Origin of the sequence: Bradyrhizobium sp. 23, from assembly GCF_023073295.1 — a bacterium.
GTDB lineage: Bacteria > Pseudomonadota > Alphaproteobacteria > Rhizobiales > Xanthobacteraceae > Bradyrhizobium > Bradyrhizobium canariense_D.
In genome coordinates this window covers 205,984-231,705 of record NZ_JADPJF010000037.1, presented here as the reverse complement: position 1 = coordinate 231,705, position 25,722 = coordinate 205,984, and the positions used below count along the sequence as shown (strand labels likewise).

32 protein-coding genes, 1 pseudogene and 1 riboswitch are annotated in these 25,722 nt (G+C 64.9%); of the genes and pseudogenes, 13 read left to right on the top strand and 20 right to left on the bottom strand.

Annotation, left to right across the window (positions count from 1 at the left end; genetic code table 11):
* The 3 genes from IVB32_RS07165 to IVB32_RS07155 form a co-directional block, all read left to right on the top strand.
* Positions 1-456, top strand: a 456-nt coding sequence (locus tag IVB32_RS07165) for a His/Gly/Thr/Pro-type tRNA ligase C-terminal domain-containing protein (RefSeq protein ID WP_247410044.1), incomplete at its 5' end; no start/stop codon positions are given.
* 55 nt (positions 457-511) lie between these two features.
* Complete coding sequence (locus IVB32_RS07160) at positions 512-760, top strand: tautomerase family protein (RefSeq protein ID WP_083926322.1); 249 nt, start codon at positions 512-514, stop codon at positions 758-760.
* Between the two features lie 183 nt (positions 761-943).
* Positions 944-1,348 (top strand): hotdog domain-containing protein, encoded by a 405-nt coding sequence (locus IVB32_RS07155; protein WP_018453507.1) that lies wholly within the window; start codon positions 944-946, stop codon positions 1,346-1,348.
* Between the two features lie 99 nt (positions 1,349-1,447).
* Here IVB32_RS07155 and proC read toward each other — a convergent pair whose 3' ends face one another.
* Positions 1,448-2,275, bottom strand: coding sequence for a pyrroline-5-carboxylate reductase (proC, locus tag IVB32_RS07150; protein ID WP_018453508.1), 828 nt, complete (start codon positions 2,273-2,275; stop codon positions 1,448-1,450).
* Between the two features lie 193 nt (positions 2,276-2,468).
* The gene (locus tag IVB32_RS07145; RefSeq protein WP_018453509.1) at positions 2,469-2,969 is read right to left on the bottom strand and encodes a YbjN domain-containing protein; all 501 of its coding nucleotides are present in this window, start codon (positions 2,967-2,969) and stop codon (positions 2,469-2,471) included.
* A gap of 411 nt (positions 2,970-3,380) precedes the next feature.
* Positions 3,381-3,538: riboswitch (FMN riboswitch) on the top strand.
* A gap of 76 nt (positions 3,539-3,614) precedes the next feature.
* Between IVB32_RS07145 and IVB32_RS07140 the strand changes: the two genes are divergently transcribed.
* Positions 3,615-4,178 carry a 6,7-dimethyl-8-ribityllumazine synthase gene (locus IVB32_RS07140; protein ID WP_026232546.1) on the top strand — a complete coding sequence of 188 codons (564 nt, stop codon included), beginning with the start codon at positions 3,615-3,617 and terminating at the stop codon, positions 4,176-4,178.
* A 75-nt stretch (positions 4,179-4,253) separates the two neighbouring features.
* On the opposite strand, the gene IVB32_RS07135 is transcribed toward IVB32_RS07140, so the two are convergent.
* The 8 genes from IVB32_RS07135 to IVB32_RS07100 form a co-directional block, all read right to left on the bottom strand.
* The gene (locus IVB32_RS07135) at positions 4,254-5,288 is read right to left on the bottom strand and encodes an ATP-grasp domain-containing protein (RefSeq protein ID WP_018453512.1); all 1,035 of its coding nucleotides are present in this window, start codon (positions 5,286-5,288) and stop codon (positions 4,254-4,256) included.
* Positions 5,285-6,313, bottom strand: coding sequence for a putative zinc-binding metallopeptidase (locus IVB32_RS07130; protein ID WP_018453513.1), 1,029 nt, complete (start codon positions 6,311-6,313; stop codon positions 5,285-5,287). The genes IVB32_RS07135 and IVB32_RS07130 overlap by 4 nt, the downstream gene beginning before the upstream one ends.
* Before the next feature lie 239 nt (positions 6,314-6,552).
* A complete protein-coding gene (locus IVB32_RS07125; RefSeq protein ID WP_007614838.1) occupies positions 6,553-7,506 on the bottom strand; it encodes a ribose-phosphate pyrophosphokinase in 954 nt (317 codons plus the stop codon).
* Between the two features lie 193 nt (positions 7,507-7,699).
* On the bottom strand, positions 7,700-8,308 hold the full coding sequence (locus IVB32_RS07120; protein ID WP_018453515.1) for a hypothetical protein: 609 nt from the start codon (positions 8,306-8,308) through the stop codon (positions 7,700-7,702).
* Between the two features lie 113 nt (positions 8,309-8,421).
* A complete protein-coding gene (gene pgeF / locus IVB32_RS07115; RefSeq protein WP_018453516.1) occupies positions 8,422-9,189 on the bottom strand; it encodes a peptidoglycan editing factor PgeF in 768 nt (255 codons plus the stop codon).
* Positions 9,186-10,304 (bottom strand): SAM-dependent methyltransferase, encoded by a 1,119-nt coding sequence (locus IVB32_RS07110; protein ID WP_018453517.1) that lies wholly within the window; start codon positions 10,302-10,304, stop codon positions 9,186-9,188. The genes pgeF and IVB32_RS07110 overlap by 4 nt, the downstream gene beginning before the upstream one ends.
* Before the next feature lie 21 nt (positions 10,305-10,325).
* On the bottom strand, positions 10,326-11,171 hold the full coding sequence (gene lgt, locus IVB32_RS07105) for a prolipoprotein diacylglyceryl transferase (RefSeq protein WP_018453518.1): 846 nt from the start codon (positions 11,169-11,171) through the stop codon (positions 10,326-10,328).
* Between the two features lie 8 nt (positions 11,172-11,179).
* Complete coding sequence (locus tag IVB32_RS07100) at positions 11,180-11,917, bottom strand: dienelactone hydrolase family protein (protein ID WP_018453519.1); 738 nt, start codon at positions 11,915-11,917, stop codon at positions 11,180-11,182.
* 169 nt (positions 11,918-12,086) lie between these two features.
* Between IVB32_RS07100 and IVB32_RS07095 the strand changes: the two genes are divergently transcribed.
* The 4 genes from IVB32_RS07095 to ychF all read left to right on the top strand — a co-directional run bounded on the left by IVB32_RS07095 (position 12,087) and on the right by ychF (position 15,008).
* Entirely contained in the window at positions 12,087-12,338 is a 252-nt protein-coding gene (locus IVB32_RS07095; protein WP_007596812.1) for an accessory factor UbiK family protein, read from the top strand.
* A 183-nt stretch (positions 12,339-12,521) separates the two neighbouring features.
* Complete coding sequence (locus tag IVB32_RS07090; protein ID WP_018453521.1) at positions 12,522-13,241, top strand: 50S ribosomal protein L25/general stress protein Ctc; 720 nt, start codon at positions 12,522-12,524, stop codon at positions 13,239-13,241.
* 58 nt (positions 13,242-13,299) lie between these two features.
* Positions 13,300-13,905: an aminoacyl-tRNA hydrolase gene (pth, locus tag IVB32_RS07085; RefSeq protein WP_018453522.1), complete on the top strand. Its 606-nt coding sequence runs from the start codon at positions 13,300-13,302 to the stop codon at positions 13,903-13,905.
* A gap of 5 nt (positions 13,906-13,910) precedes the next feature.
* A complete protein-coding gene (gene ychF, locus IVB32_RS07080; protein ID WP_026232547.1) occupies positions 13,911-15,008 on the top strand; it encodes a redox-regulated ATPase YchF in 1,098 nt (365 codons plus the stop codon).
* Between the two features lie 29 nt (positions 15,009-15,037).
* Here the strand turns inward: ychF and IVB32_RS07075 are convergent, their stop codons facing one another.
* On the bottom strand, positions 15,038-15,334 hold the full coding sequence (locus tag IVB32_RS07075) for a DUF4282 domain-containing protein (protein ID WP_018453524.1): 297 nt from the start codon (positions 15,332-15,334) through the stop codon (positions 15,038-15,040).
* 178 nt (positions 15,335-15,512) lie between these two features.
* Here IVB32_RS07075 and IVB32_RS07070 point away from each other — a divergent pair, with 178 nt between their 5' ends.
* The 3 genes from IVB32_RS07070 to IVB32_RS07060 all read left to right on the top strand — a co-directional run bounded on the left by IVB32_RS07070 (position 15,513) and on the right by IVB32_RS07060 (position 16,792).
* Positions 15,513-15,965: a MaoC family dehydratase gene (locus tag IVB32_RS07070; protein WP_018453525.1), complete on the top strand. Its 453-nt coding sequence runs from the start codon at positions 15,513-15,515 to the stop codon at positions 15,963-15,965.
* Positions 15,965-16,447, top strand: coding sequence for a MaoC family dehydratase (locus IVB32_RS07065; protein WP_018453526.1), 483 nt, complete (start codon positions 15,965-15,967; stop codon positions 16,445-16,447). Before IVB32_RS07070 ends, IVB32_RS07065 begins: the two co-directional genes overlap by 1 nt.
* A 198-nt stretch (positions 16,448-16,645) precedes the next feature.
* Positions 16,646-16,792, top strand: a complete 147-nt coding sequence (locus IVB32_RS07060) for a hypothetical protein (RefSeq protein ID WP_007596790.1) — start codon at positions 16,646-16,648, stop codon at positions 16,790-16,792.
* Positions 16,793-16,820: 28 nt separating this feature from the next.
* On the opposite strand, the gene IVB32_RS07055 is transcribed toward IVB32_RS07060, so the two are convergent.
* From IVB32_RS07055 to IVB32_RS07035, 5 genes and pseudogenes are all read right to left on the bottom strand, one after another.
* On the bottom strand, positions 16,821-16,958 hold the full coding sequence (locus tag IVB32_RS07055) for a hypothetical protein (RefSeq protein ID WP_018453527.1): 138 nt from the start codon (positions 16,956-16,958) through the stop codon (positions 16,821-16,823).
* Between the two features lie 280 nt (positions 16,959-17,238).
* Entirely contained in the window at positions 17,239-17,661 is a 423-nt protein-coding gene (locus IVB32_RS07050; RefSeq protein WP_018453528.1) for a hypothetical protein, read from the bottom strand.
* Positions 17,662-17,901: 240 nt separating this feature from the next.
* Positions 17,902-18,819 carry a hypothetical protein gene (locus IVB32_RS07045; RefSeq protein WP_026232548.1) on the bottom strand — a complete coding sequence of 306 codons (918 nt, stop codon included), beginning with the start codon at positions 18,817-18,819 and terminating at the stop codon, positions 17,902-17,904.
* Positions 18,820-19,031: 212 nt separating this feature from the next.
* Positions 19,032-19,472 carry a nuclear transport factor 2 family protein gene (locus tag IVB32_RS07040; protein ID WP_247369080.1) on the bottom strand — a complete coding sequence of 147 codons (441 nt, stop codon included), beginning with the start codon at positions 19,470-19,472 and terminating at the stop codon, positions 19,032-19,034.
* A gap of 217 nt (positions 19,473-19,689) precedes the next feature.
* Positions 19,690-20,141: pseudogene (locus IVB32_RS07035) on the bottom strand (nuclear transport factor 2 family protein).
* Positions 20,142-20,418: 277 nt separating this feature from the next.
* Here IVB32_RS07035 and IVB32_RS07030 point away from each other — a divergent pair.
* Positions 20,419-20,658, top strand: coding sequence for a hypothetical protein (locus tag IVB32_RS07030; RefSeq protein ID WP_018453532.1), 240 nt, complete (start codon positions 20,419-20,421; stop codon positions 20,656-20,658).
* Between the two features lie 120 nt (positions 20,659-20,778).
* Complete coding sequence (locus tag IVB32_RS07025; protein ID WP_245288369.1) at positions 20,779-21,096, top strand: hypothetical protein; 318 nt, start codon at positions 20,779-20,781, stop codon at positions 21,094-21,096.
* Between the two features lie 125 nt (positions 21,097-21,221).
* Here the strand turns inward: IVB32_RS07025 and uvrB are convergent, their stop codons facing one another.
* The 4 genes from uvrB to IVB32_RS07010 all read right to left on the bottom strand — a co-directional run.
* Positions 21,222-24,197 (bottom strand): excinuclease ABC subunit UvrB, encoded by a 2,976-nt coding sequence (uvrB, locus tag IVB32_RS07020; RefSeq protein ID WP_018453533.1) that lies wholly within the window; start codon positions 24,195-24,197, stop codon positions 21,222-21,224.
* Between the two features lie 101 nt (positions 24,198-24,298).
* On the bottom strand, positions 24,299-24,529 hold the full coding sequence (locus IVB32_RS07015) for a hypothetical protein (RefSeq protein ID WP_018453534.1): 231 nt from the start codon (positions 24,527-24,529) through the stop codon (positions 24,299-24,301).
* A gap of 58 nt (positions 24,530-24,587) precedes the next feature.
* On the bottom strand, positions 24,588-24,788 hold the full coding sequence (locus tag IVB32_RS43005; protein ID WP_346731094.1) for a hypothetical protein: 201 nt from the start codon (positions 24,786-24,788) through the stop codon (positions 24,588-24,590).
* Positions 24,789-24,939: 151 nt separating this feature from the next.
* A partial coding sequence (locus IVB32_RS07010) for a LysR substrate-binding domain-containing protein (RefSeq protein ID WP_247410041.1) occupies positions 24,940-25,722 on the bottom strand: 783 nt, incomplete at its 5' end.

Below are 25,722 nucleotides of genomic sequence, written 5' to 3'. Positions count from 1 at the left end.
GAGCCGGTGCCGGCGACCGGATTCTCGATCGGCGTGTCGCGGCTTCAGGCCGCGCTGACTCTGCTTGGCAAGCTCGACACGCGGCCCGAGTTCGGCCCCGTCGTCGTCACCGTGTTCGACCGCGACCGCGTCGCCGACTATCAGAAGATGGTCGCATCGTTGCGAACCGCCGGCATTCGCGCCGAACTCTATCTCGGCAATCCCAAGAACATGGGCAACCAGCTCAAATATGCCGATCGCCGCAATGCGCCCTGCGTCATCATCCAGGGCTCGGATGAAAAAGCGCGTGGCGAGGTGCAGATCAAGGATCTGATCGAGGGCGCGAAGGCGGCGGCCGCGATCGCTTCCAACCAGGAATGGCGCGAGAGCCGCCCGGCGCAGTTCTCGTGCAGCGAGGCCGACCTCGTCGCCAAAGTGCGCGAGGTGTTGGCGCGGCATGACGTGAGCTGGGGCTAGCCATTCGCTGACGTCGCCATGCCCGGGCTTGTCCCGGACATCTACCTCCTGTTTGATGGCGCCCGTCAATGGCCGGTGTCCGGCCCCAAGGGAGAGAAAAATGCCTGAGATCACTGTCAGCATGGCCGAAGGCCGCACCGACGAACAAAAGGCCGGCATGATGCGCGACATCACCCAGGCACTGGTGAAGAATCTCGGCGTCGATGCCGACGCCGTCGTCATCCAGATCAATGAAGCCCCGCTCCGCCACAAGATGAAGGGCGGCAAGACGTTCGTGGAGCGCGCGGCGGCTGCGAAGAAGTAGCCGGCGCTGGTTCGGCAACCACAAAGGTCGTCCTGGCGAAAGCCAAGGACCCATTACCCCAAGCGGCAGTTGTCGCAGCAGGTCGTGGTTTAGACCGCGCATGACAATGTTGGGTCGGGGTAATGGGTCCTGGATCGGCGCTCCGCTTCGCTGCGCTTGTCCAGGACGACGGGGGGAGGCCCCATGGACGCACGCGACTTCATCAAGGTCGGCATGAGCGCCGAGCGCACGCTGGTGGTGCCGGTGGAGCGCACGGTCGGGCATTTCGTGCCCGGCATGCCGATGGTCTATGCGACGCCGATGATGATCCTGGAAATGGAGATGACGTCGGGCGATGCGATTCGTGCGGCGCTTCAGCCGGGCTGGGTCACCGTCGGCACCGAGGTCGATATCCGCCATCTTGCAGCAGCCCTCGTCGGTGCGACGGTGCGGACCACTGCGAAGGTTTTCGCGGTCGAGCGCCGCGTCATCCGCTTCGAGGTCGAGGCCTTCGAAGGCCCGCGAAAACTCGGCGAAGGGCGCCACGCGCGCGGGCTCGTCAATGTCGAGATGTTCAACAAGCGGCTAGCCGCAGGCTCGAAATCGTAGGGTGGGCAAAGGCGCGCAGCGCCGTGCCCACCATCTTTCCGCGATTGCATTCGAATGGGTGGGGCACGCTTCGCTTTGCCCACCCTACGGCACACTTTCTTACTTCGCCAATTCCTTCGACCGCTTCGTCGCCGCCGCGATGGCGCGGATCATCAGATCGCGCAGGCCGGGCTCGCCCATCAGCACGCCGAGTGCCGCGGCCGTGGTACCGCCGGGCGAGGTGACGTTCTGGCGCAGCGTGCCGGAGGCAAGCTCCGACTGGTGGAGAAGTTCACCCGAGCCGGCGACGGTTTCGCGCGCGAGTTTTGTCGCGAGCGCCTCGGGCAATCCCGCCTCGACACCGGCGCGCGCGAGTTCCTCGGCCAGCAAAAACACATAGGCCGGACCCGAGCCGGACACCGCAGTGACCGCGTCCATCAGGCTCTCATCGTTGACCCATTCGACCGAGCCGGTGGCGCGTAGCAGCGCATCGGCCACCGCGCGTTGCTGTGCGCTGACATTGTTCGCGGCGACAGCCACCGTGATGCCGCGACCGATCGCGGCCGGCGTGTTCGGCATCGCGCGCACCACCGCGCCGCCGCAGACCTCCTCGAGCGAGGCGATCGTGGTTCCCGCCATGATCGACACCACCGCGGTCTTGTCGGAGACGAATGGCTTCAGCTTGGCGCCGGCCTCGCGGAACATTTGCGGCTTCACCGCGACGACGAGCGTCTCGACCTGGCCTGCCGTCGTCACATCAGGATTGAGCGCAATCCCCTTGGCGGCAAGTGCGGTGATCTCGGCCGAGATGTGCGGATCGATCACCGCGACGCGGCGCGGATCGAGCCCGCCCGAAAGCCATCCGGTCAGCATCGCGCCGCCCATCTTGCCGGCACCGGCGAGCAGGATGGTGCCGGTGATGTTCTCGAGAGTGTTGTTGCTCGTCATAGCCGTTGCCACAAACTCAGTGTCGTCCCGGCGAAGGCCGGGACCCATAACCACAACTGGTTTTAATGGATGGAGGTGTTGGCAACAAGCAGCGTGCCACAAGCGAAATCACGCGGTATGGGTCCCGGCCTTCGCCGGGACGACGGCGAGCAGGGAGCGACGCCTTCCTCACGCGCTGGAGAGCTGAGTGCGCTTACGCCTCGCCCACCGTGTCGAACATGGCCGCGTCCATGGCTTCCGTCGTGGACTTGCCTGCCCACACCACGAACTGGAACGCCGGGAAATAGCGTTCGCAGGCGTGGATGGCGCCTGCGAGCATGGCTTCGCACTGGCCGGTGGAGGCGATGAGCCCGCCCGGCAGCACCAGGGCCTGCCGGTGCATGATCATGCCGGTGGTGGTCCACAGGTCGAAGTGCCCGACCCACAATTGCTCGTTGACCGCGGCCACGAGCCGCTGGACCTCCGGTCGCCGCGCAACCGGGATCTTCATGTCAAACGCGCAGGCCAGATGCAGCGCCTCGATCTCGCCCATCCAGGTGAAGGAGATCTGGTAGTCGGTCCATTGTCCCTTGGAGACAATCGTGAGTTCGTCTTCGCCGGAGCGTTCGAACGGCCAGTTGTTGCTGGCAGCGATATCCTCGACCACCGCGAGCGGATGGTTTTTGGAATCGATGGTGCCTTCGAGCAGGGACATGCCGTCTCGACCTCTTGCCTTTTTGTTGTCTTTGATACGCACGCGGTTGGTCCGGCGCGCGCTCCCTTAAATCTTGCTAAGGCGATCCATTCGGATCAGCGCGGGCTTGTCGCGGATCAACTGATGTGATTTGCGGAATCTGCGCAACTGGCTGCCGAGTCCGTCCACAAGTCAGGACTCGTTCGTCCACAGCTCATCTCCGCCACAATTATTAACGCCGGTGAGGCCGAACCGGATGGAGAAGAACAAACCGGAATCGGATTCGCCAAAGGCCTGCCAATCGCTAATTCCGTCGCGTGCCCCCTGGACCGCCATGGCGGCATGGGACCATGCGGTTTTCCCATGCGGAACCCGCTTGCCGCGGCCCCGAACCGGCGTCATATTCCGGTCGGGCCGTTCATCCCGGGCGGCCGATGTTCTCAGGGCGGGGTGAAAGTCCCCACCGGCGGTAAGGGCCGTAAGGCCTAAGCCCGCGAGCGCCTTCCTCAAAGCCTTGCTGAGGGGAAGGGTCAGCAGATTCGGTGCAACTCCGAAGCCGACGGTTAAAGTCCGGATGAAAGAGAACGGTCGGTGGCAGACGCATCGCAGGATGCGGCTGTTTGTCGTTCCGTGTGCCCTGATTCTGGTCCTTAACTGAGGAAAGCCATGAATCAGATGTTGCAAGATCCCCAAGCCGAAACGTCCCAACCAACTCAAACGCCACCGCCGGTTCCGCAAGATCCGGTGCCCGACCATCCGCGCTTCGCGAAACCGCAGCGGGTGGCCTTCGTGCAGGCCTGCTGGCACCGCGACGTGGTCGAGGAGGCCCGCATCGCCTTCGCGAAGGAGGCAGAAGCGCGCCACCTCAATCATGTCGACGTGTTCGAGGTGCCGGGCTCGTTCGAGATCCCGCTGCATGCGCAGATCCTGGCCAAGACACGACGCTACACCGCGATCGTCGCGGCCGGCCTCGTCGTCGACGGCGGCATCTACCGCCATGAGTTCGTCGCCGATACCGTGATCAAGGCGTTGATGGACGTGCAGCTGCGCACCGAGGTGCCCGTGTTCTCCGCGGTGCTGACGCCGCAGCAATTCCACGAGACCGAGGTGCACTACGATTTCTTCCGCAAGCATTTTGCCATCAAGGGCGTCGAAGTGGCAGCCGCCTGCGCGGAGACACTGCTCGGGCTCGAACGCCTGCGCGGCCAGGTCGCCGCGGGAATCGTGTAACGCAGCGCAACGACCATCCCTCATCCCGAGGGGCGCGAAACGCGTCTCGAAGGATGAGGGCGATCGCCGCCGTCATCACCCCAGTGACACCCCCGCTTTGGCGCGGCTGATCCCAAGCGTCAGGATGCGCTGCAGGAGAGCCGGATATTTCAGTCCGTCATGTAGAGCGGCCGTGGCGAACTCCTGGCTCTTGGCGATCTCGGGATTGGGATTGGCTTCGATGAAATATGGCGTGCCGTCGGCAGTGAGACGAAAATCGATGCGCGCATAGCCGTCGAGGCCGAGCACCCGGTAGATGCGTTTCGCGGCCCGCTGGATCCTGGCGGTCACTTCCGGCGCCAGATCCTTCGCAGGCCCGTCGACGATGCCGACCTTCTCCTGATAGTCGGTGTCGTGCTTGGCCTTCTCCGTGGCGATATGCCGTGACGAGCGGCCACCCATGCTGCCGAATTTCAGCTCCCAGACCGGCAGAACGCGCAAGCGATTGTTGCCGAGCACGCCGACGTAAAGCTCTCGCCCCTCGATGAACTGCTCGGCGATGGCGGCGGATTCGACCCGCTCGTGGATGAAGGCAACCCGCTCGGCCAGCTTCTCGTCGGTGTCGACGATGGAGGCTTGCGAGATGCCGAACGAGCCATCCATGTTCAGGCTCTTGACGATCAGCGGCAGCGCAAGGCGTGTCGGGCGTTTCACCTTGCGGCGCATCGGGAAGACCGCAAAGGCCGGCGCAGCGATCCGGCGGTGATGCACCAGCGTCTTGGACAAATCCTTGCCGCGGGCCAGGGTCAGGCCGCGCGGATTGCACCCGGTATAAGGGACCTTCATCAGCTCGAGATAGCTCGCGATGTGCTGGTCGAAGGCGACGTTGTTGTGGAATTCCTCCAGCAGCGTGAACACCACGTGCGGCTTGAACTCCTCGATCGCCTCGCGCACCGGCTTGATTTCCTCCTGCGCGCCGAGTGGTCGAACCTCGTGGCCGGCTGCGCGCAAGGTACTCACGACGTCGTATTCGGTTTTCCACGCGTTGATCTCCTGCACGGTGTGTCCGTCGCTGGAGTCCGGCGGCACGAAGTCCGGATGCATGAGCACCAGAATGCGCAGACGTCTCATAGCGCGATCCATTTTCGTTGAGACGGGCCAAACATCGTGTGCATCGTCTTGGCGGTCACGAGGACGATGAAGTCGAGAACGAGCTTCTGTTCGGGGCCGACGGCACGCAGATCGAGCTCGCGGCAGCGAGAGATCATCTCGTCGAGCACGGCATCGAGTGTAAGCTGATTCTCGCCCGTCCATCGCGCCACCAGCTGCCTGATATGGGCGCGGTGCCGCCGGATCAGGGCCGAAGCCGGCTTCGAGCGGTGATGCCGTGGATCGGCTGAAAACAGCCGGGACAGATCGCGGTCGTAGGTCTTGGGGGGCGTGAAGGCGTAGAACGCCTGCTTCTTCTTGTAGTGCTCTTCGAGCGTCTGGCTCAGCCGACCCAGCGTATCGACACGCTCCCGCGTCGTGATCAGCGGTCGCTTGCCCGCGATCTCGCCCATCAGTTCGTCGACATATTCGAGCTTCTTCAGCGCCGGCCAGCCGGCGTATCGTGTCCGCCAGTTCGAACGGGGCCGCAGCCACACCGCAAAGGTCTCGGCGAAATCCTCGTCCGGATGGCTCTGCGCGTACCAGAGCCGCAGATGCTGGACATAGCGCCGGCTGGCCGGATTGGGCCGGTAATAGCGCGGATAATGTTTCGACGACGGGCCGAACAGTTGCTGCCAGCGCCGGCGGCGCTGCAACTGGTAGCCGTGCTGTATGGCGTGGCCCGCTTCGTGACGGAGGATGGCCATGCATTCACGCCAGGTTCCGCCCTCGACGTCGAACATCATCTTCTTCTCGAGCTTCATCAGGCGGGGATGAGCGAGATAGAACGGAATGGCGATGCCGGGAACGCCGCCCGGACTGAACCATTCGCTCGACATCCAGGTGTGCGGCCGCAGCCGGATGCCGCGCTCCTGGAGCTCCTCGTACAGCGCGCTGACGCAATCCTCGAGCCAGGTGCCTTCGACCGTAACCCTCAGGCTGGAGAGGCGTTGCTTGAGCAACTCATCATCCGACAGCTTCTCCCAGGCAAATTTCCGGCGTGGCATCGGGCATCCAGAGGGCAGAGATGACTCGGGATTCGGATGATGTCATGGGCGCTCGTTGGCAACAACCCGGGGGGCGGCGGCGCGTGAGGCCGTAGGGGGCAAAGCGACTTGTCCGCCGGAACTCGACGAGCGAAGGCGGAAGCGTGCTCACCGTCTTCATGGCCACAAAAAAGGTGGGCACGGCGCGTTGCGCCTTTGCCCACCCTACGATTTTCCGCAAGCGGCCAGAGGCGAAAACCTCAGTCAAACAGGCTCGACACCGACTCTTCCGCCGCGGTGCGCGCGATCGCGTCGGAGATCAGGCTGGCGATCGGCAGCGTGCGGATGTTCGGGGCCTTGCTCACCGCATCCGTCGGCAGGATCGAGTCGGTGATCACCAGCTCCTTCAGCCTGGAGTTCGTGATCCGGGCCGCCGCGCCGCCGGAGAGCACGCCGTGGGTGATGTAGGCGTAGACGTCCTTGGCGCCCTTGGCGATCAGCGCGTCAGCGGCGTTCACCAGCGTGCCGCCGGAATCCACGATGTCGTCGATCAGGATGCAGGTGTAGCCGGCGACGTCGCCGATGACGTTCATGACCTCGGATTCACCCGCCCTCTCGCGGCGCTTGTCGACGATCGCGAGCGGGGTGTTGATGCGCTTGGCGAGGCCGCGTGCGCGCGCCACGCCGCCGACGTCGGGCGAGATCACCATTGTCCTGGAGAGGTCGAACTTGTCCTTGATGTCGCGCACCATCAGCGGCGCTGCGTAGAGATTGTCGGTCGGGATGTCGAAGAAGCCCTGGATCTGGCCGGCATGCAGGTCGAGCGTCATGACGCGGTCGACGCCAGCCTGGGTGATCAAATTGGCGACGAGTTTTGCCGAGATCGGCGTGCGCGAACCCGACTTGCGGTCCTGCCGGGCGTAGCCGAAATAGGGCAACACCGCGGTGATGCGGCGCGCCGAGGAGCGGCGCAGTGCGTCGGTGATGATCAGCAATTCCATCAGATGGTCGTTCGCCGGAAACGAGGTCGACTGGATGACGAAGGCATCCGAGCCCCGCACGTTCTCCTGGATCTCGACGAAGATCTCCATGTCGGCGAAGCGCCGTACCACCGCCTTGGTCAGCGGCAGGTCGAGACCTTGCGCGATGGCCTGAGCGAGAGCCGGATTGGAGTTGCCGGCGACGAGCTTGATGGAGCCGTTCTTGGCCGACATGGACGCTTCCTCCCGCGCTTTGCTGGACACGATGTTCAACATCAAACAATACCCACTGGAAGCACGGTTACGACGGGCGAGGAAATATCAGGCCGGGGGCTGCAATGGCAACCCGGGGCACTACGTTTTCCCTGCGAAATCCCGAGTCCGGCCAACGGTTTGGCCGGAAAACGGGGCCGTGGTTTCGCGGGGGTTAGCGCTCGGCATAGCCCAGCGCCGAGGCCGGCATGTCGGCCAATGGAGCCTCCGGGATCACGCTCGCCACGGCCGGCCCGCGCAAGCCGGGCGCCGAGTTCGGCGCATCCGGTGTACCGTTGATCATGTTGGAAAGTCCGCTGAATCCGGCCTGGGCGATCTTCCGCAGCACGAGGTCGTCGGCAGCGCCCCAAGGATCCCGGCCGCCCTTGGCCGCGGTCGGTTCCTCGCCGGAAAGGCGCAGCGCCCGCTGCTGGTTGGCGTCGTAGACGTCCCAGACCCAGGCGATCACGGTCTTGCCACGAACGATCTGGGCGGAGAGGTAGCTGCGCACGCGGTAGGCAGCCGTCCCCTCGCGGGAGACCACGGACAGGCTGCGCAGCTTGGATTCGCTGTCGAGCACGCCGACCATGCGGTCGAACACTTGCGGCGGCGGCCCGTCGATCGATTCGAACGCGACTGTCGCCCCCGAGCCGGCGCTCGGCGCCATCGCATAGGAGTTCGCGGCGCCACCGCCACCGGCACAGCCGCCAAGCGCGGCCGTCAGCAGCATGACCGCGAGCACGCGCGAACCCGCGCGGCGCAAGATGAATGACGCGTCCCTCATTATGGAGGGCAGCGATATCGTTAAAACGCATTAACGTCTAGGGCGGGGGCGCCACAGGCCACTATCATCGCGCGCAGGCATCGCCCCGGAATGACACGGGGTTGCCTTTGTGTTCACGCTTCGAGCGCGATCGCGTGAACGTGGCGGCCGTAATCCGGCTCCTTGCGATGTACCGAGCGGCGGTAGCTGAAGAAGCGTTCGTCGGCGTAGGTGTCCAGACCGAGATCGTCGATCATCAGGATGCCCGCGGCTTCCAGACGCTTGCGGATGAAGCCGGCGAGGTCGAACATCGCGTGTCCCTCGCGCACCGACGGGATGAAGAACATGGCGTTGTCTCCATCCGCCTCGATGAAGCGCGCCACGAACTCGTTGCCGACTTCATAACTGTCCTGGCGGATCAGCGGGCCGATCGCGGCGATGATGCGGCTCCGCGAGGCGCCGAGTTTTTCCATCGCCGAAATGGTCTGCTCCAGCACGCCGGTGAGCGCACCCTTCCAGCCGGCATGCGCGCCGCCGATCACGCCCGCATTGGGATCGACGAACAGCACCGGTCCGCAATCGGCGGTGGAGACGCCGAGCGCGATGCCGGGCACCTTCGTCACCAGCGCATCGCCCTTCGGCCGCGGCCCGCTCGGCCACCGAGCTTCGGCCACGAGCACGTCGGGCGAATGGATCTGGTGCAGGCTGAGAAAGCGTTCGGGTGCGACGCCGACATGCTCGGCCATGCGGCGGCGGTTCTCCGCAACAAGGGCCTGGTCGTCATTGGAGCCGAGCCCGCCGTTCAGCGCGGAATAGATGCCGCCCGAGACGCCGCCCTCGCGGGTGAAGAAGGCGTGGCGCAGGCCGGGCACCGCGGACAGCAGCGAGGAGGCAAGCGTCATGAATCGTCTCCGGCGCGTTCGAGATCGCTGAGTCCCGCAAGGCCCGTCAGCCGCGGCTCGGAGATGCCGAGCACCTTGAACATCGAACCCATGCCGCTGCGCCCGGTTTCGGTCAGGCGCTTGAGCGCGATCGAAATGTCGGTGGCGACGTCAGGCGCCGCCTTCTGCATCAAGGCGGCTGCACGGGTCTCGATGCCGACGCGTTTGAGGAAATCGCCCTGCGTCACCGGCCCGTGCACGCGGGCGCCGACGTCCTCCGCCCCGCGCGCGAGCGCCTGGAAGTCGACATGGGCTGTGACGTCGGCCTGGCCCGGCGCCTTCAGGGGATCGGTGAAGGTGTGGCGCGCGATCGCCTGGAAGGTGTCGCCGGCATCGCTGCGCAGATGACCGTAATCGATGATCAGCGCCGCGCCGTCCTGGTCGCGCACGCGGCTGGCGAGCTTCATGATCTCGGCATCGGGCCGCCATTCGAACACGGCCCCGACGGGCGCGGCGCGCACCAGAGGCGGCAGCAACACCTCGAAGCGCGGCGTCGGCTCGGCCGCCGCGCCGAATTGAAGTTTTCCGTTGGCGTCGACCTCGATCACGCGCTCGTGCCAGCCGTTCTCGTGTCGGACCATCTGGTGGATCGGCAGCACGTCGAAATATTCGTTGGCGAGGATGATGCTCGGTCCCTCGGGCACGTCGTCGATGCTGTCGTGCCAGGCGATGTTGCGCACGCCCGACAGCGTCGCACTCTGCCGCTCGCGGAGGACGGGATTGACCTCGACCATGTGGATGTGGAGCGCCTGGTAGAGCGGCGGCAGCACGCGGAGCGCGCGCAGGGCGTCGGCCATCATGGTGCCGCGGCCGGGGCCGAGCTCGATCAGCCGCAGGAATTGCGGCGAGCCCATCTGCTTCCACACCGAGGCGGTCCACAGGCCCAAGAGCTCGCCGAACATCTGGCTGACCTCCGGCGCAGTGGTGAAGTCGCCTTCTCGTCCCAACGGATCGCGCGAGACGTAGTAGCCATAGCGCGGATGCATCAGGCACAGTTCCATGTACCGCCAGACCGGCATGGGGCCCGAGGATTTGATCAGCGCCTTGATCTCGTCGAGTAACGGCTGGTCGGTCACGGCCTATCTTCTCAAAAGGAATTAACGAATAGCCCCTACGGGCTCGGGCGCACCGCGCCTCACTGCCAATACAATAAGTATGAGGCCTACAATAAGCATCGGGATCGACAACAGCATGCCCATGGTTAATCCGCCCCAGAGGAAGCCGAGCTGGACGTCCGGTTCGCGGAAATGCTCGCCGGCGATCCGGCTCAAACCATAGATCAGGATGAAGGCGCCGAGGATCATGCCCGGCCGTTTCAGGGCGCCGAAGCGGATCATGATCGCGAGGGCGGCAAACAGCAAAATGCCCTCCATGCCGGCCTCGTAGAGCTGGCTCGGATGGCGTGGCAGCTGGGTGGGATCATTGGGGAAGATCATCGCCCAGGGCAGCTCCGGGTCGGCGGCGCGGCCCCACAATTCGCCGTTGATGAAATTGGCGATGCGGCCGAGCAGCAGCCCGACCGGAGCGACGGCGGTGGTGATGTCGCCGAGCGACAGGATCGAGATGCGGTTGCGATAGGCGAACCACATCACCGCGACGACGCAGCCGAGGAAGCCGCCGTGGAAGGACATGCCGCCTTCCCACAGCCTGAAAATCGCGGCGGGATGGTCGATGAAGAAGGGCAGGTTGTAGAACAGCACATAACCGGTGCGGCCGCCGAGGATGATGCCGAGCGTGACCCACAGAATGAAGTCGTCGATCTGCACCAGCGACATCGGCGCCGGGCCGCCCCACAGCCGCTCCCTTTTCAGGAGCGAGCGCGCATAGAGCCAGCCGAACACGATGCCGCAGATATAGGCCAGGGCATACCAGCGGATCGCGAACGGGCCGATCTCGATCGCGATCGGCTTGAAGGCGGGAAAGTCGATGAGCAGAAGTTGCATCGCGCCTTCTATGTCTGGACGAGATTGCGGCGATAGAGCGCCAGCAGACGCTCCCAATGCCGCTCGGCGGCGTCGCGGTGATAGGCCGGACGCTTGGGGAAGGCGAAGCCGTGATGGGTGCCGGGATAGATCTCGACTTCGGCTTTGGCGCCGCTCATGCCCTGCTTCACCTTCTCGATGATCTCGGCGGGCGCGTAGATGTCGGTCTCGGCGCAGGCGAAGTAGAGTTCGGCCTTGGTCTTGGCTGCCGCCAGATGCGGGCTGTCGTCCTGGTCGGTTGCGAGCTGGGTGCCGTAGACCGAAGCGGCGGCCTTGACGCGATCGGGAAAATGCGTGGCGGCGTTGACGGCGTAGCGGCCGCTCATGCAGTAGCCGACTGTACCGATCAGTTTGGTGTTCGCGGCCGCCTGGCCCTCGGCATAGGTGAGCAACGCCCGCGTGTCGTCCATGATCATGGGGATCGTGAGCGATCCCATCAGCGCGAACATGCGCTTGCGTTCCGGTGCGTTCGGATCGGCCGGCAGCGCGCCGAGCTCCATCACGCCGGAGCGGTAATAGAGGTTCGGCAGCATCACGTAATAGCCCGATGTTGCGAGCCGGCGCGCCATGTCGCGCAGCTCTTCGCGGATCGCCGGCGCGTCCATGTAGAACAGGATGACCGGAAACGGCCCGCCGCGTTCGGGATGGCTGATGAAGGTTGCGGTGTGACCGTCCTTGGTGGGGATCGCGATCTGCTGATCGATCATCTCGAGCGCCTTTTGTGATTCTTCTTATGCAGGGACGTTGAATACGATTGCAAGGAAACCGGGGCATGACAAGGATACCGCCGATCGGCCCTTGAACCCGCCCAATCGGATTGCCATTGTCTCCCCGCGCGTTCGCGCAGAGTTCATCGAAAGCCGCCAGGAGACCGACATGACCCAGACCAACAACCGGTTTTTCGACGAGATCGGCCGCCTGATGAACGATGCCGCCGGCGCCGCGCAGGGCGTCAAGCGCGAGTTCGACACGGTGATGCGCACCCAAGCCGAAAAATTCCTGCGCGACATGGACCTGGTCAAGCGCGAGGAGTTTGAGGCGGTCAAGGATATGGCGCGCCTGGCGCGCGAGGAGAACGAGGCCCTGAAGGCGCGCATCGCGGCGCTGGAGGCCAAGCTCGGCGGGTAACTCCGCCGGCTCCTTCCGGGCGATCCGGTTCCTTCCGGCCGCCCATTCTCCTTGTTATTTCCGCGTCTTCCGGGTAAAAGCCCGCCACGTCCGCAGCCCCCGCACCCCTGGAGGCTTGCTGCGGCGTATGCCATGGGCCGCGTTGCGGCCCATTAACTTTTGCAAAAACAAGGACTTAACGTTATGGCGACCGTCAAGGAATTGAAGGCGACCGCACGTCCGAAGAGCGGCAAGGGGGCCGCCCGGGCTGAGCGTCGCGCCGGGAGAGTGCCCGGAGTGATCTACGGCAACAACCAGCCCCCGCTGACCATCTCGGTGGACGATCGCGAACTGCGCTCGCGCATCCTCGCCGGCCGGTTCCTGACCACGCTGGTCGACATCGACCTCGAAGGCAACAAGCACCGCGTGATTCCGCGCGACTACCACCTCGATCCGGTCAAGGACTTCCCGATCCACGTCGACTTCATGCGGCTCGGCGAAGGCGCCACCATCCGCATCAGCGTTCCCTTGCACGTGGTGAAGGCCGAAGGTTCGCCCGGCGTGAAGCGCGGCGGCGCCGTGAACATCGTTGCGCATGCGATCGAGCTCGAGTGCGGCGTGGAGAACATCCCGCAGTTCATCGAGGCCGACGTGGGTTCGCTCGAAATCGGCCACTCGCTGCATCTCTCCGACATCAAGCTGCCGGCCGGCGTGAAGGCGCTGACCTCCGAGGACGCGACCCTCGTCACCATCGTGCCGCCGTCCGGCTACGCCGAAGAGCTGAAGGCTGCTGCTGCTGCTCCTGCCGCGGGTGCTGCTGCTCCGGCGGCTGGTGCTGCTCCGGCTGCGGGTGCTGCTGCTCCGGCAGCGGCTGCCAAGGCCCCGGCTGCCAAGGCTCCCGCCGGCGGCGACAAGAAGAAGTAATCTCTCAAAGCTGGCGCGCGGTCCCTGATCGCGCGCCGAGCGAGGGGCGCGCCGCGTCATGCGACTGTTTGTTGGGCTCGGCAATCCCGGCCCGAAATTCGCACGTAACCGGCACAATGTCGGCTTCATGGCCGTCGACGAGATCGCGCGGCGTCATGGTTTCGCACCCTGGCGCCGCAGGTTTCAGGGCGAGACCTCGGAAGGCACGCTCGGCACCGAGCGCGTGATCCTGCTCAAGCCGATGACCTACATGAATGATTCCGGCCGCAGCGTTCAGGAAGCGGCAAGCTTCTTCAAGATCGCGCCGGGCGACGTCACCGTATTCCATGACGAACTCGAACTGCCGCCGGGCAAGGTGCGGGTGAAGATCGGCGGCGGCATCGCCGGCCACAACGGCCTGCGCTCGATCTCCGCCCATATCGGCAACGAGTACCGCCGGGTGCGGCTCGGCATCGGTCATCCCGGCGTCAAGGAATTGGTGCACGGCCATGTGCTGTCGGACTTCGCCAAAGCGGACAACGACTGGGTGGCGACGCTCTGCGACGCGGTGGCCGAGCACGCGGCATTGGTTGCCAAAGGCACGGACGCGACCTTCGCCAACAGGGTGCACCTCGCCATGCAGGCGAAGGGATTTTTGACCAAGGACGACAACGGCAAGGAATAACGCTCGTGGGATTTAAATGCGGGATCGTCGGGTTGCCCAATGTCGGCAAGTCGACCTTGTTCAACGCGCTGACCGAGACGGCCGCGGCGCAGGCGGCGAACTATCCGTTCTGCACGATCGAGCCGAATGTCGGCGAGGTCGCGGTGCCGGATCCGCGGCTCGATAAGCTCGCAGCGATCGCCAAGTCGGGCCAGATCATCCCGACCCGGCTGACCTTCGTTGACATCGCCGGCCTCGTGCGCGGCGCGTCCAAGGGTGAAGGCCTCGGCAACCAGTTCCTCGCCAACATCCGTGAGGTCGACGCCATCGCGCATGTCGTGCGCTGCTTCGAGGACTCCGACATTACCCATGTCGAAGGCAAGATCGCCCCGCTCGCCGATATCGAGACCATCGAGACCGAGCTGATGCTCGCCGATCTCGACAGCCTCGAGAAGCGCGTCGACAATTTGTCCAAGAAGGCCAAGGGCAACGACAAGGACGCCAAGGAGCAGCTCGACCTCGTCAATCGCACGCTGGTGCTGCTGCGCGAAGGCAAGCCCGCGCGCCTCGTCGAGCGCAAGGCGGAGGAGGAGCGCGCCTTCGGGATGCTCGGCCTGCTGTCGTCCAAGCCCGTGCTCTACGTCTGCAACGTCGAGGAAGGCTCGGCCGCATCAGGCAATTCGTTCTCGAAGGCGGTGCAGGACCAGGCTGCCAAGGAAGGCGCCATTGCGGTCGTCATCTCGGCAAAAATCGAATCCGAGATCGCCACCATTTCGCGCGACGAACGCGCCGACTTCCTGGAGACGCTGGGTCTCGAAGAGGCCGGCCTCGATCGCCTGATCCGCGCCGGCTACACGCTGCTCGACCTCATCACCTATTTCACGGTGGGCCCGAAGGAAGCGCGCGCCTGGACCATCTATCGCGGCACCAAGGCGCCGGGCGCGGCCGGCGTGATCCACACCGACTTCGAGAAGGGTTTTATCCGCGCCGAGACCATCGCGTATGAGGACTACGTCGCGCTGAACGGCGAAGCCGGCGCCCGCGATGCCGGCAAGCTCCGCCTCGAAGGCAAGGAATACGTCGTCGCCGACGGCGACGTGATGCATTTCAGGTTCAACACGTAAGACGCTGGAGTTCGTGCCCCGGAAGCGCCCTACCGCACCCCGCCGCCTTGATCCCTGATCGCGCCAAGATGCTCGTTGATGCGGAAGATGATCAGGATCAGCTCGGCGAGAATGCGCGAGAACACGATTCCGACGACGACGCTCGCGATCGACGACAGCAGCATCAGGAAGCCGCCGAACGGGCTGATCGCCATCATTGCGAGGCCGGAGAAGATGCCGGAGAGGCCGAACAGGCAGATCAGCGCGATCACCAGCCAGTAGAAGGTCTTGATGATCGTCGGCGTGATAAAGCGGTCCCATTGAAACAGGTCGCTGAATGAAAACATTGCTCTCCCCAGGGCAATTCAGGTGTTGTCGGGCCTTGCAAATGGATCGTGGCCCCTGCTCGATCCGACTCAAGACCGACGCCGGCGCGCCGAATGTAGCACGAGCCATGCGGGCCGGCGGGTTGAGATTGCCGCAAAGTGCGGCCACAATCTGTCGTTCCCTCAAACCTTTCCCAAGATGACCCTGACCTTCGAAGATTTCCCGCCCGGCCGGTTCGGAACATTCGGCCCGCGCCATGTCACGCGCGACGAGATCGTGGCCTTTGCCGCCGAGTTCGATCCGCAGCCGATGCACCTCGACGAGGACGCCGCCAGCAAAAGCATGCTGCGCGGCCTGTCCGGCTCGGGCTGGCATCTCTGTTCGCTGATGATGCGGATGATGGCCGACGGTTTCATCACCCGCGCCGCTTCGCTGGGATCTCCCGGCGTCGACGAAGTGCGGTGGCTGTCGCCGCTCAGACCCGGCGACGATCTCATGCTCGAAGTCGACGTCGTGGAGGCCCGCACCTCGAAGAGCCGCCCGGAGCTCGGCATCGTCAAATTCAAATGCACCGTGCGCAACGCCGGGGGTGATGCGCTGTGCGAGATGACGTCGCCGATCCTGATCAAGCGGCGCGAAGGGGCGGTCTGATGCCGTTTTTCGAGGAGATCGAGATTGGGCATCGCCGTGAGATCGGCGCCTATACGTTCACGGCCGAGTCGATCAAGACATTCGCCGCAAAGTTCGATCCGCAGCGTTTTCACCTCGACGAGGAGGAGGGCAAGAACTCCTTGTTTGGCGGGCTCGCGGCCTCGGGCTGGCACGTCGGGTCGGCCTGCATGAGCCTGCTTGTCGCCGACGGCCAGCGCCTGGCGCGGGAAGCCGCTTCGCGCGGCGAGGAGGTCGCGGTGTGGGGCCCGTCGCCGGGCTTTCGCGACCTGCGCTGGATCAGGCCGGTGCTCGCCGGCGACATCGTCACCTACGTCAACGTCGTCATCGACAAGCGCAGCTCCGCCTCGCGACCCGGTTGGGGCATCCTGACCGCGCGCACCACCGGCACCAACCAGCGCGGCGAGGACGTCTACGCCATCACCGCAACCGCCTTCGTGCCGATGCGTGTGAACGGCGGTTAGATTCGTTCCAGGATGAACGGCGAAAACAGCGCGCGAGTGTTGCCCCCGCGCTATGGACGCGATTCCGGGTGGCTGCCATAAGCCTGCGCAACATGGTTTTCCCGCGAAGCAATGCGCGGAACCATCGAGTTGCTAACCAATTATGAACCTGTCGCTGTCTATTTGAACGAACTGGGCAGAGTACAGGGGACGAGGACCATGGCAGACCGCGGCGCACTCAAGCTGGTCGGATTCATCTTTGCTACCGCGACGCTGGCCGTGATGCTGGTGGCCGGCATGGTGGTGAAGGGCTATGCCGACGGCGCCTACACCCTGGAAGCTTCGACCGTGGAAGCCGCCCGGTAAGATTTCGTTAACTCCGCGGCCTCCGCCCTCAGCGGCTATAGACGAACGCCAATGTCGCGATCGCAACCGCCAGCAAACCGACAAAACGCAGCATGATCGTGCCGAACTGGTTCGGCGCGGGCCGCAGCGGTATCGGGTCGGTGGTGTCGGGCCGAATGCTTTCCATGAAAAGTCCCCAGGCCCGGCCGCGATGGCAAGAGCGCTTGGCGTTAGTCGCCGGATGGATGCGGGAAGTTCAAACCCCTCCGCTGTTATGCCCCGCCAAAGCGGGGCATCCGGTACGCCGCGCGTCACAGTTCTAGCCTCGCTGCCTCTGGAATACTGGATCACCCGCTTTCGCGTGATGACACTTTTCGTGGGGCGCGTGCGCACCGTCACACACCCCACGAATCAAAACCGCCGCGCCCCTTTCGGAACGCGGCGGCTGGTGATGCGGGATGCAGCGATCAACTGTTGCGCAGGCCGTCGGCGGCGCGCTTCCACTGCGAGACGTTGTCGGCGATCATGCGGGTCGACTTCATCGCGGCCTGGCTGAGCTGGGCGTAGCCGGAGATCTCGCGCTGGACGCGCTGGCCTTCGGCGTGGAGCAGGTCGCGCAGGCTCTCGAGCTCGGAGATCAAATTCTCGATCTCGGCGAGGGAGGTGCCGGCGACGCGCTGGATCAGCGAGTTGACGTTGGTGACGGTGGCCTCCGCGCTCGGATCGAGCGGCGGCGCGTCCGCGGCGGTCGCTGCCGGACGGCGCAGATAGGCGATGTCGTTGCGGACGAAGTCACGGATGCCGGCTTCGACTTCCGTCACTGCGGCAAGGTTGGTGTCGATGGTCTCGGTCTCGGTGGCTTCGGTCTTTTCCGGACGCATGGCGTTCATCGTTATTCCCCTGTTCGCGTTGAGCGCAGCGCGAGTGTCCCCCGCACGACGACGTCGGTCTGGGACTAGGGCGCCGGATTTTGGCCGCAACTTGGCCGAGGTGCGGCAAGGGCGGTCCATTCGGGGGCTTTGCCGTGGCGTATGGTTACCGGAGTCTGAACGCGGCCGCCGCGCCGAAGTGAATGCGCGGCCGGTCGGTGCTCGACTCCCTCGCCCCGCAGGGGGGAGAGGCGAAAACAGCTACCAGCTCTTCTTGAAACCCGCCGTCAGGCTCTTGTTGATCGCCCCTTGCGAGGTTTCGCCGACGGAACCGGAGACGGTGACGTTGTCGAACAGCTTCTGTTCCGCGCCGACCTTGCGCAGCCATTTGTCGTCCGTGGTCGACAGCGACTGGCCCGCGGTGATGCTGGTGCCGGTATCGGTGAGAGTGACCTTGGCCGACTGCTCGGTCTCGTAATTGCGCGTGACGTGACCGCCGACGCCGGGGAGCGCCGTGGTGCCCTGCTGGTTGACGCTGTAGCCGTTCTGCAGCGTCAGCGACGTGTCGCCCGACAGCGGCACCGACTTGATCAGCGAGGCCCCGAGCTTGCTCTGCTCCGCGCCGGGATCGACGCGAGCCTCCACCGCGGTCTTGTCCCAGATCGCGCCGGCGCCCGGCGCGGTCGCGGCCGCCCAGGCGCTGCCGGACGATTGAGGCACGCTGCCGCCATTGCTGGCCTTCTGTGCCAGCAGCTCGGACATCGTCCGCGGCTCGCTCGTCACCGTCATGTCGGCGCCGATGCGGGCGTCCCAGAATGAGGATACCGACTGCTTCACCGTCACCGCCGAGGAGCCGTTGGCGTTGGCGTTCGTCGCCCAGTTCAGCCCGTCCTTGGCGGCGGCCTGCGCGCGCTTCTTGGCGGCGATGATGTCGTTGAGCGTGCCGGCGTCGATCGCGAGCTGGCCCCAGTCGAGCTTGTCAACGTCGATGCCGCTCAGCACGTCGGGGTCGTTGACGTCGGGGGCCTCCGCCGCTTCGGCGTCGTCGTCGGGCGCTGCGGCCGGGCCGGGGGAGAAGGGCGGAATGATCTGCGCCGAAACCGTCAGCACCGATCCCAAGATCAAAGCGGCCGCCAGCATCGGCAGCCTGGTCCAGCCAAACCCTGTCGCGAATTCCATCGTCCTGCCCGTCAGCCCAGTTCCCGCCGAGGATGCGGAACCATCATTGCGAAATTGTGGCGGTTCCATCAGACGCGAACCAACGGGCCGCGCGAAAGGCGCGCGCCCGATGACGAGCTTCTCCACGATTGCATCGGCGGGGCTGGAGGCCAGGACGCGTCGTGGGGTGCTCAGCCATCGGTCCCGAAGTGCGGGGCCCGTTGGTGTTCCGTTCAGCCGACGCTGGTCATCTTCGGCAGATGAATGGCGCGGCCAAGTGCCTGCTCGACCAGATCAAACGTGTCGATCAGCACGCGCATGCTGGTGAGCTTGCCCGCCCTGAACTGGGCAAACTGCGCCACCCGCAAGCTGATCGGCTTGCTGGAATCCAGTGCGGTCAGCGAATAGCGCAGCATCGAGGCGGCGGAATCGACACCGAGCATGATGCTCTCGCGGTCGAAGCGGCGGACCTGGAAATTGTCGGCGAATTGGCGGATGACGTCGAGCACGGCGTCCTTGCCCTGGCGCGCGCCGAGGAACGGAAACATGTCGATCGGCCCATTGAGCGCCCACTCGACGTCCTCGTCGATCAGGGCCTCGATGTCCTCGAAATGCCGGTCGTTGATCGCGCGGTGCAACGCACGCGAGAAACGCCAGAGGCTGTGCTCTGTCATCTTGGGCAGTCCTGAAGCTGGCTTGCGAAAAAGCGAAAAACAACCCCAAGCGCACAGGAAAGATGCCGCGGGGTCGCTCAACTCATTTGTATACGAACAAAATACGTCAATTCGGCCAAAACGCAATTCACGTTTTCGCAATGCACAATTGATTCCGGCGTGTGAGATTTACAATAGAACCCCGTATTTTCCCGGTCCGGGCCGGTTTGGGAGAGAGCTAGCCCCCGTCCACCCGCTCGCCCACGATCAGGGGGCCGATCTCACGTTCCAGCACCTGCTGCACCAGGTCGTAGGAATCGATGATCTCGCGGATCTGCGCCACCTTGCCGCGGCGAAAAGTGTAGAAGACGGCCATGTCGACCTGAATGATGCGGTCGTTGCTGCGCTTCCTGAAGAACACGCGCAGATAGGCCGCGACCGTGTCCCCCTCGGCGACGATCTGCGGCACCTCGTAGCGGATCTCGGCGTATCGCTCCTGCACGGTGCGCCAGAATTCGCCGAGCTCCTGCTTGCCGTGGCAGGGCCCATGTGCGGCAGCACATCGATCGGCGCGTGGGTGAGGAAGTCGACGTCGTCGGTGCAGCACGACAGCGCGGCAGCGAGATCGCTGCGCGAGATGGCGTCGAGCAGATGCAGCACGCGCTGGCGATTGAGCTTCTCGACCGTCATTCCGCCCGCCCTCATCGGCCGTGTGGAGTTCGCGCAAGGCTAACGCGCTGCCTCGGACACCGGCAATCCGCAAACCACAGGGGATATTGCTGACGTATGACGCGCCAGCGTAATGCCAGGTTCATGACTGCAATTTATGGTTGAGCAAGCGCGAGCCTTCACGAATTCGTGCAGGCGTTCGGCTGCATGGTCTAGCGAAGCATCGCGTGCGCGCGCGGGAACCGGGACGGGCCCGTGCCTGTTGAGAGTGCGACACCGCATCCGGAGACATTGATCCATGAAATCCCTCGCCGCCATCGCCGTACTTCTCATCTGTGGCGCGACGTCCGCCGCCAACGCCAAGGGCTGCATCAAGGGCGCCGTCGTCGGCGGCGTCGCCGGCCACTATGCTGGCCATCACGGCGTCCTCGGCGCCGCCGCCGGCTGCCTCTACGGCCGCCACCATGCCAAGGAACAGCAAGAGCAGGAGAGACAGCGGCAACAGCAGAGCCAGGTGAACGGGCAGGGCAAGCTGTAACCCCTGGTCATTCGGGGGGCGCGCGCCTTGTTCCCGCAGAGGAAATGGGCGTGACGCATCTCACATCAGGTCCCCCTGATGGCGGCTGGATTCATCCGCATGTCCTCAGGGAGACGTGCCATGGCCGCCATCGCCAGAGTCAGAAAGTCCAGCCTGCATAACGCGCTCGAAGGCCTCGCGCTGACCGCGACGCTGCAGAGCTTCCCGACCTTCGCCGCCGCCGCATTCCTGCTCAAGCTGGTCGGCAATCACGACCTGGTCGGCGATCCCGGCGTCGCCATCTTCGTCGCCATCGCCTCGCTCGCCCATGCGCTGCTTGCGGTGAGCTTCCCGCATTTGTTCAAGACCGTCTACGAACCGAAGTTCTTCGAGGCCCATCTGTCGCTCGCCGACAAGATCACGGCATGGCGCACCCAGCGGTCGCCTCGCTGCAACTGATGACCACCGTGCTGCTGCTGTCGGTGATGGCGGTGGTGACGGCGAGCCTGGGGTGAGTTCGCGTTCTCATGATTCTCCGACGCCGCCATGAACAACCATGGGCGGCGCCGGCGCTCCGCGCCCCCTTACCTCTTCTTCCACCCACCCCTATGCCCCGGCGCCCCACCGCTCGACCTCGGCGATGGCCCGAACTCCGGCCCTGACTGCCTTGAATCCGTCGGCTGGATGATGCGGCTCTCGCCACCGAACGGCTTCGACGGCAGCGCGCGGTCGCCCCGATATGGCAACGATTCCGGGCCGTGCATCTCGTCGAGATGCGGCTTGTGGATTCGCGAGCCCTTGCTGCCGCTGGCCTTGAGCGCTGTGGCGGCGCTCTTGTTCTTCAGCGCGCTGACCGGCAAATTGGCGGCGTCGCCGTATTTCTTCGCGCCCGCATAGGCTCCGGCCTTGCCCTGCACCGTGCGCTGCTTGACGGTGGGATCGTCGACCACCGCGAGCTCGGTGGCGCGCAGGCGCTTGACCTCGTCGCGCAGGCGCGCGGCTTCCTCGAAGTTCAGATCGGCGGCGGCCTCGCGCATCCTCGTCTCGAGATCGCCGAGCACGGCTTCAAAATTGTGGCCGATCGAGATGACGTCGTCGGTCATGTCGTGGCCGCCGATCTCGACCAGCACGTGATCGCGCTCGTAGACGCTGTTCATGATGTCGCCGATCGACTTCTTGATGCTCTCCGGCGTGATGCCATGCGCCGTGTTGTACTCGACCTGCTTCTCGCGGCGGCGGTCGGTTTCGGCGATGGCGCGCTCCATCGATCCCGTCATCTGGTCGGCATAGAGGATCACCTTGCCGTCGACGTTGCGCGCGGCGCGGCCGATGGTCTGGATCAGCGAGGTTTCGCTGCGCAGGAAGCCTTCCTTGTCGGCGTCGAGGATCGCGACCAGCGCGCATTCGGGAATGTCGAGGCCTTCGCGCAGCAAATTGATGCCGACCAGCGCGTCGAACGCGCCGAGCCGCAGATCGCGAATGATCTCGATGCGTTCGATGGTGTCGATATCGCTGTGCATGTAGCGAACGCGAATGCCCTGCTCATGCAGATATTCGGTGAGATCCTCCGCCATGCGCTTTGTCAGCACCGTAATCAGCGAGCGATAGCCGGCCTGCGCCGTGGCCCGGACCTCGCCGACGAGATCGTCGACTTGGGTGCGGGCCGGGCGGATGTGGACCGGCGGATCAATCAGACCGGTCGGGCGAATCACCTGCTCGACGAACACGCCGCCGCTCTCGTTGATCTCCCAGGCGCTGGGCGTCGCGGAGACCGCGATGGTCTGCGGCCGCATCATGTCCCATTCCTCGAAGCGCAGCGGGCGGTTGTCCATGCAAGAGGGCAGCCGGAAGCCATATTCGGCGAGCGTCGCCTTGCGGCGGAAGTCGCCGCGGAACATGCCGCCGATCTGGGGAACGGTGACGTGGCTCTCGTCGGCGAACACCAGCGCGTTGTCGGGCACATATTCGAACAGCGTCGGCGGCGGCTCGCCGGGCAGGCGCCCGGTGAGATAGCGCGAATAGTTCTCGATGCCGGCGCAGCTTCCGGTTGCCTCCATCATCTCGAGGTCGAAGGTGGTGCGTTGCTCCAGTCTTTGCGCTTCCAGCAGGCGGCCCTGGTCGTGGAGCTGGTCCAGCCGCATCTTCAATTCGGATTTGATCGACTTGATCGCCTGCACCAGCGTCGGGCGCGGCGTCACATAGTGCGAGTTGGCGTAGATCTTGATGAATTCGAGCTCGTCCTGCTTGTGGCCGGTGAGCGGGTCGAACTCCTCGATGGTCTCGACGGTGTCGCCGAACAGGTTCACGCGCCAGGCACGGTCTTCATAGTGCGCCGGGAAGATGTCGATGACATCGCCGCGCACGCGAAATGTGCCGCGGGTAAAATCGGCCTGGGTGCGCTTGTACTGCAGCGCGACGAGGTCGGCGATCAGCTGGCGCTGGTCGATGCGCTCGCCCTTCTTCAGGGCAAAGGTCATCGCGGTGTAGGTTTCGACCGAGCCGATACCGTAGATGCAGGACACCGAGGCAACGATGATGACGTCGTCGCGTTCGAGCAGCGCGCGCGTCGCCGAGTGGCGCATGCGGTCGATCTGCTCGTTGATCGAGGAGTCCTTTTCTATGTAGGTGTCGGTGCGAGGGACATACGCTTCCGGCTGGTAATAGTCGTAATAGCTGACGAAATACTCGACCGCGTTGTCGGGGAAGAAGCTCTTGAACTCGCCATAGAGCTGGGCGGCGAGCGTCTTGTTCGGTGCCAGGATGATGGCGGGCCGCTGCGTCGCCTCGATCACCTTGGCCATGGTGTAGGTCTTGCCGGAGCCGGTCACGCCGAGCAGCACCTGCGAGCGGTCGTTGCGGTTGATGCCCTCGACCAGCTCGGCGATCGCGGTTGGCTGGTCGCCGCGCGGCTCATAATGCGACTTGATCTCGAAGCGCACGCCGCCTTCGGACTTTTCCGGGCGCGGCGGCCGATGCGGGGTCCACACCCTGGTGGAGCCGTCGTCCTTGCGGAACTCCGGCCGGCCCTCGCGGATCAGCGATTCCAGCGCGTCGGCGGTGGCCTTGACGCCGAGCGCCTCCATCTTGCTGCGCGGCGGACGAGCCAGGGCTTCGGCATCGTCCTCTTCCGTCGGGAGGCCGAGCTGACGCGCCAGTTCCGGATCGAGCGTCGGTATCGTGGCCGCGGTTCCGTAATTGGCCTGCGGCGCCTCGTCGAAGCCCGCGTCGCGGGCGCCGGGCGGCTGCGGATTGGGCCGCAGCGGCATTGGCCTCGTATTGTCCTGCGGAAACTCTTTCGGCGTCGAGGCCCGCGCGCGATGCGCGGCGGCCTCGCCTCCGGAGCGGCGATCGCGCGAATTGTCCGGCGGCGGCTGCAGTCCGGTGCCCGATCCGAGCCCGGCACCGCCGCGATTGATCGCGGGATTGAGCAACTCGGCCAACGCCGGCCCGATCGGCTGCACGTCGGGGCGAGACGCCTTGGAATTCGGCGCCTTCGCGTTCGGAGCCTTGGCCTTGGGGGATTTGCCGGATTTTTCGGAGGATGCAGGTTTCTTCGCCATGCTCCGAATATGGGGCGAGTCCGCCTCGCAATAAAGAGCGAATGCCCGGCAATGCTCAGACTGCTGACAGCAGGTTGGCAGCAGGCCTTGGGATCTTGCGATCAGGCCGCCGGCAGCGGTCCCTCATCGTCCCCGGCTGCCTGACGCGGCTCGAGGATGTCGAGATGGATGCCGCCGCAATCGGTGCAGCGCATGGTCCAATACTCGCATCCGGCACGGCCGCCGATCACGCGGAGCACCGTGAGATCGCCCTCGCATTCCGGGCAGCTGGACAACACATTGCGGGTGTAAATCCTCGGCCGCGGCGTGTCTTCGAATTCGATGACTGACATGACCGATTTCCCCCTTTGACCCTGCGCCGTTCCTTGGTTCGCCTGCAGTCCCGCTCGCTTATTCGTCGTCGCTGTCGTCGGCCCGCCGGCGGAAGCGATCGATGTGGTGCTTGGCATGGGCAATCGCGGCATCGGGATCAGGCCAGGCGAAGCCGACTTCCATGGCCGGAAACAGCACGCCGTCGATGGCAACCGGGCTGAAATCGGCACGCCGGATCCGGGCGTGCCACAGCCCCTGGCCAGCTTCGAAGGATTCGATGTCAAAGCCGTCGTAAAGGGGTCGTCATTGCAGTCCCCAAAATGTTTTATTCGAGCGCCTTGTTGGAGGGTCAGGGGACCACGTTTGCGGATTCTGGGATGTGAAGCCGTTCACAAGCGGCGGGCTTTTTTGCCAAAGTCCGATAGCAGCGTCAGTTCCGCGCGCTGGTGCGGCCGGGCCGCCGGACGGGACGGGCGGCGGGTTCCGACGCCACGCGCATGATCCACCGGCGGAACGCGGCAAAGTCGCGCTGCTCGGTCTGGAAGCTGCGATAGAGCAGGTACCAGCGCATGCCCTTGGGCACCGAGAGCTCGAATGGCGCCACCAGCCGGCCGGCGGCGAGGTCGTCGTCGATATAGGGTCGGATGCCCATGGCGATTCCGAGCCCGTCGGCGGCAGCCTGAAGCGCCTGGCCGTAGAACTGGAACTCCGGTCCCCGCGCGTTGACGCGCGCGAGGTTTGCGGCCTTGAGCCAGATCGGCCAGTCCTCGGGCGAATGCGCGACGCGGATCAGGCTCGGTGCCTTGAGATCGGCCGGGCGCTTCAGCGAGGAGGCGAGGCGGGGCACGCAGACCGGCGTGAGGTCGCCGGCGAACAGCGGCTCGGCCACCAGCCCCGGCCAGTCGCCGGTGCCGAGCTGGATGCCGCAGCTCCAGTCCTCGCCGAACGGCACCGACGCGCCGCCGGTGGTGAAGCGCACCTCGATGTCGGGCTCTTCGCTGCGAAACTCCGACAGGCGCGGGATCAGCCAGCGCATCGCAAAGGTGTGGCCGATGCCGATGGTGAGCACGCGGACGCTCGAGGGCGCCGTCACCTGCGCGGTGAGGCTTGCGAGCGCATCGAAGATCGGCGTCAGCCCGCTCTGATAGGCGCGGCCCGCCTGCGTCAGCAGCAGCTTGTTGGCCTTGCGCTCGAACAGCGCGACGCCGAGCCG

Coding starts and splice junctions, on each gene's coding strand:
- IVB32_RS07160 (WP_083926322.1), top strand. CDS start 512: ATGGCGCCCGTCAATGGCCGGTGTCCGGCCCCAAGGGAGAGAAAAATG.
- IVB32_RS07155 (WP_018453507.1), top strand. CDS start 944: ATGGACGCACGCGACTTCATCAAGGTCGGCATGAGCGCCGAGCGCACG.
- proC (WP_018453508.1), bottom strand. CDS start 2,275: ATGACGAGCAACAACACTCTCGAGAACATCACCGGCACCATCCTGCTC.
- IVB32_RS07145 (WP_018453509.1), bottom strand. CDS start 2,969: ATGTCCCTGCTCGAAGGCACCATCGATTCCAAAAACCATCCGCTCGCG.
- IVB32_RS07140 (WP_026232546.1), top strand. CDS start 3,615: ATGAATCAGATGTTGCAAGATCCCCAAGCCGAAACGTCCCAACCAACT.
- IVB32_RS07135 (WP_018453512.1), bottom strand. CDS start 5,288: ATGAGACGTCTGCGCATTCTGGTGCTCATGCATCCGGACTTCGTGCCG.
- IVB32_RS07130 (WP_018453513.1), bottom strand. CDS start 6,313: ATGCCACGCCGGAAATTTGCCTGGGAGAAGCTGTCGGATGATGAGTTG.
- IVB32_RS07125 (WP_007614838.1), bottom strand. CDS start 7,506: ATGTCGGCCAAGAACGGCTCCATCAAGCTCGTCGCCGGCAACTCCAAT.
- IVB32_RS07120 (WP_018453515.1), bottom strand. CDS start 8,308: ATGAGGGACGCGTCATTCATCTTGCGCCGCGCGGGTTCGCGCGTGCTC.
- pgeF (WP_018453516.1), bottom strand. CDS start 9,189: ATGACGCTTGCCTCCTCGCTGCTGTCCGCGGTGCCCGGCCTGCGCCAC.
- lgt (WP_018453518.1), bottom strand. CDS start 11,171: ATGCAACTTCTGCTCATCGACTTTCCCGCCTTCAAGCCGATCGCGATC.
- IVB32_RS07100 (WP_018453519.1), bottom strand. CDS start 11,917: ATGATCGATCAGCAGATCGCGATCCCCACCAAGGACGGTCACACCGCA.
- IVB32_RS07095 (WP_007596812.1), top strand. CDS start 12,087: ATGACCCAGACCAACAACCGGTTTTTCGACGAGATCGGCCGCCTGATG.
- IVB32_RS07090 (WP_018453521.1), top strand. CDS start 12,522: ATGGCGACCGTCAAGGAATTGAAGGCGACCGCACGTCCGAAGAGCGGC.
- pth (WP_018453522.1), top strand. CDS start 13,300: ATGCGACTGTTTGTTGGGCTCGGCAATCCCGGCCCGAAATTCGCACGT.
- IVB32_RS07075 (WP_018453524.1), bottom strand. CDS start 15,334: ATGTTTTCATTCAGCGACCTGTTTCAATGGGACCGCTTTATCACGCCG.
- IVB32_RS07070 (WP_018453525.1), top strand. CDS start 15,513: ATGACCCTGACCTTCGAAGATTTCCCGCCCGGCCGGTTCGGAACATTC.
- IVB32_RS07065 (WP_018453526.1), top strand. CDS start 15,965: ATGCCGTTTTTCGAGGAGATCGAGATTGGGCATCGCCGTGAGATCGGC.
- IVB32_RS07060 (WP_007596790.1), top strand. CDS start 16,646: ATGGCAGACCGCGGCGCACTCAAGCTGGTCGGATTCATCTTTGCTACC.
- IVB32_RS07055 (WP_018453527.1), bottom strand. CDS start 16,958: ATGGAAAGCATTCGGCCCGACACCACCGACCCGATACCGCTGCGGCCC.
- IVB32_RS07050 (WP_018453528.1), bottom strand. CDS start 17,661: ATGAACGCCATGCGTCCGGAAAAGACCGAAGCCACCGAGACCGAGACC.
- IVB32_RS07045 (WP_026232548.1), bottom strand. CDS start 18,819: ATGGAATTCGCGACAGGGTTTGGCTGGACCAGGCTGCCGATGCTGGCG.
- IVB32_RS07040 (WP_247369080.1), bottom strand. CDS start 19,472: ATGACAGAGCACAGCCTCTGGCGTTTCTCGCGTGCGTTGCACCGCGCG.
- IVB32_RS07030 (WP_018453532.1), top strand. CDS start 20,419: ATGAAATCCCTCGCCGCCATCGCCGTACTTCTCATCTGTGGCGCGACG.
- IVB32_RS07025 (WP_245288369.1), top strand. CDS start 20,779: ATGGCCGCCATCGCCAGAGTCAGAAAGTCCAGCCTGCATAACGCGCTC.
- uvrB (WP_018453533.1), bottom strand. CDS start 24,197: ATGGCGAAGAAACCTGCATCCTCCGAAAAATCCGGCAAATCCCCCAAG.
- IVB32_RS07015 (WP_018453534.1), bottom strand. CDS start 24,529: ATGTCAGTCATCGAATTCGAAGACACGCCGCGGCCGAGGATTTACACC.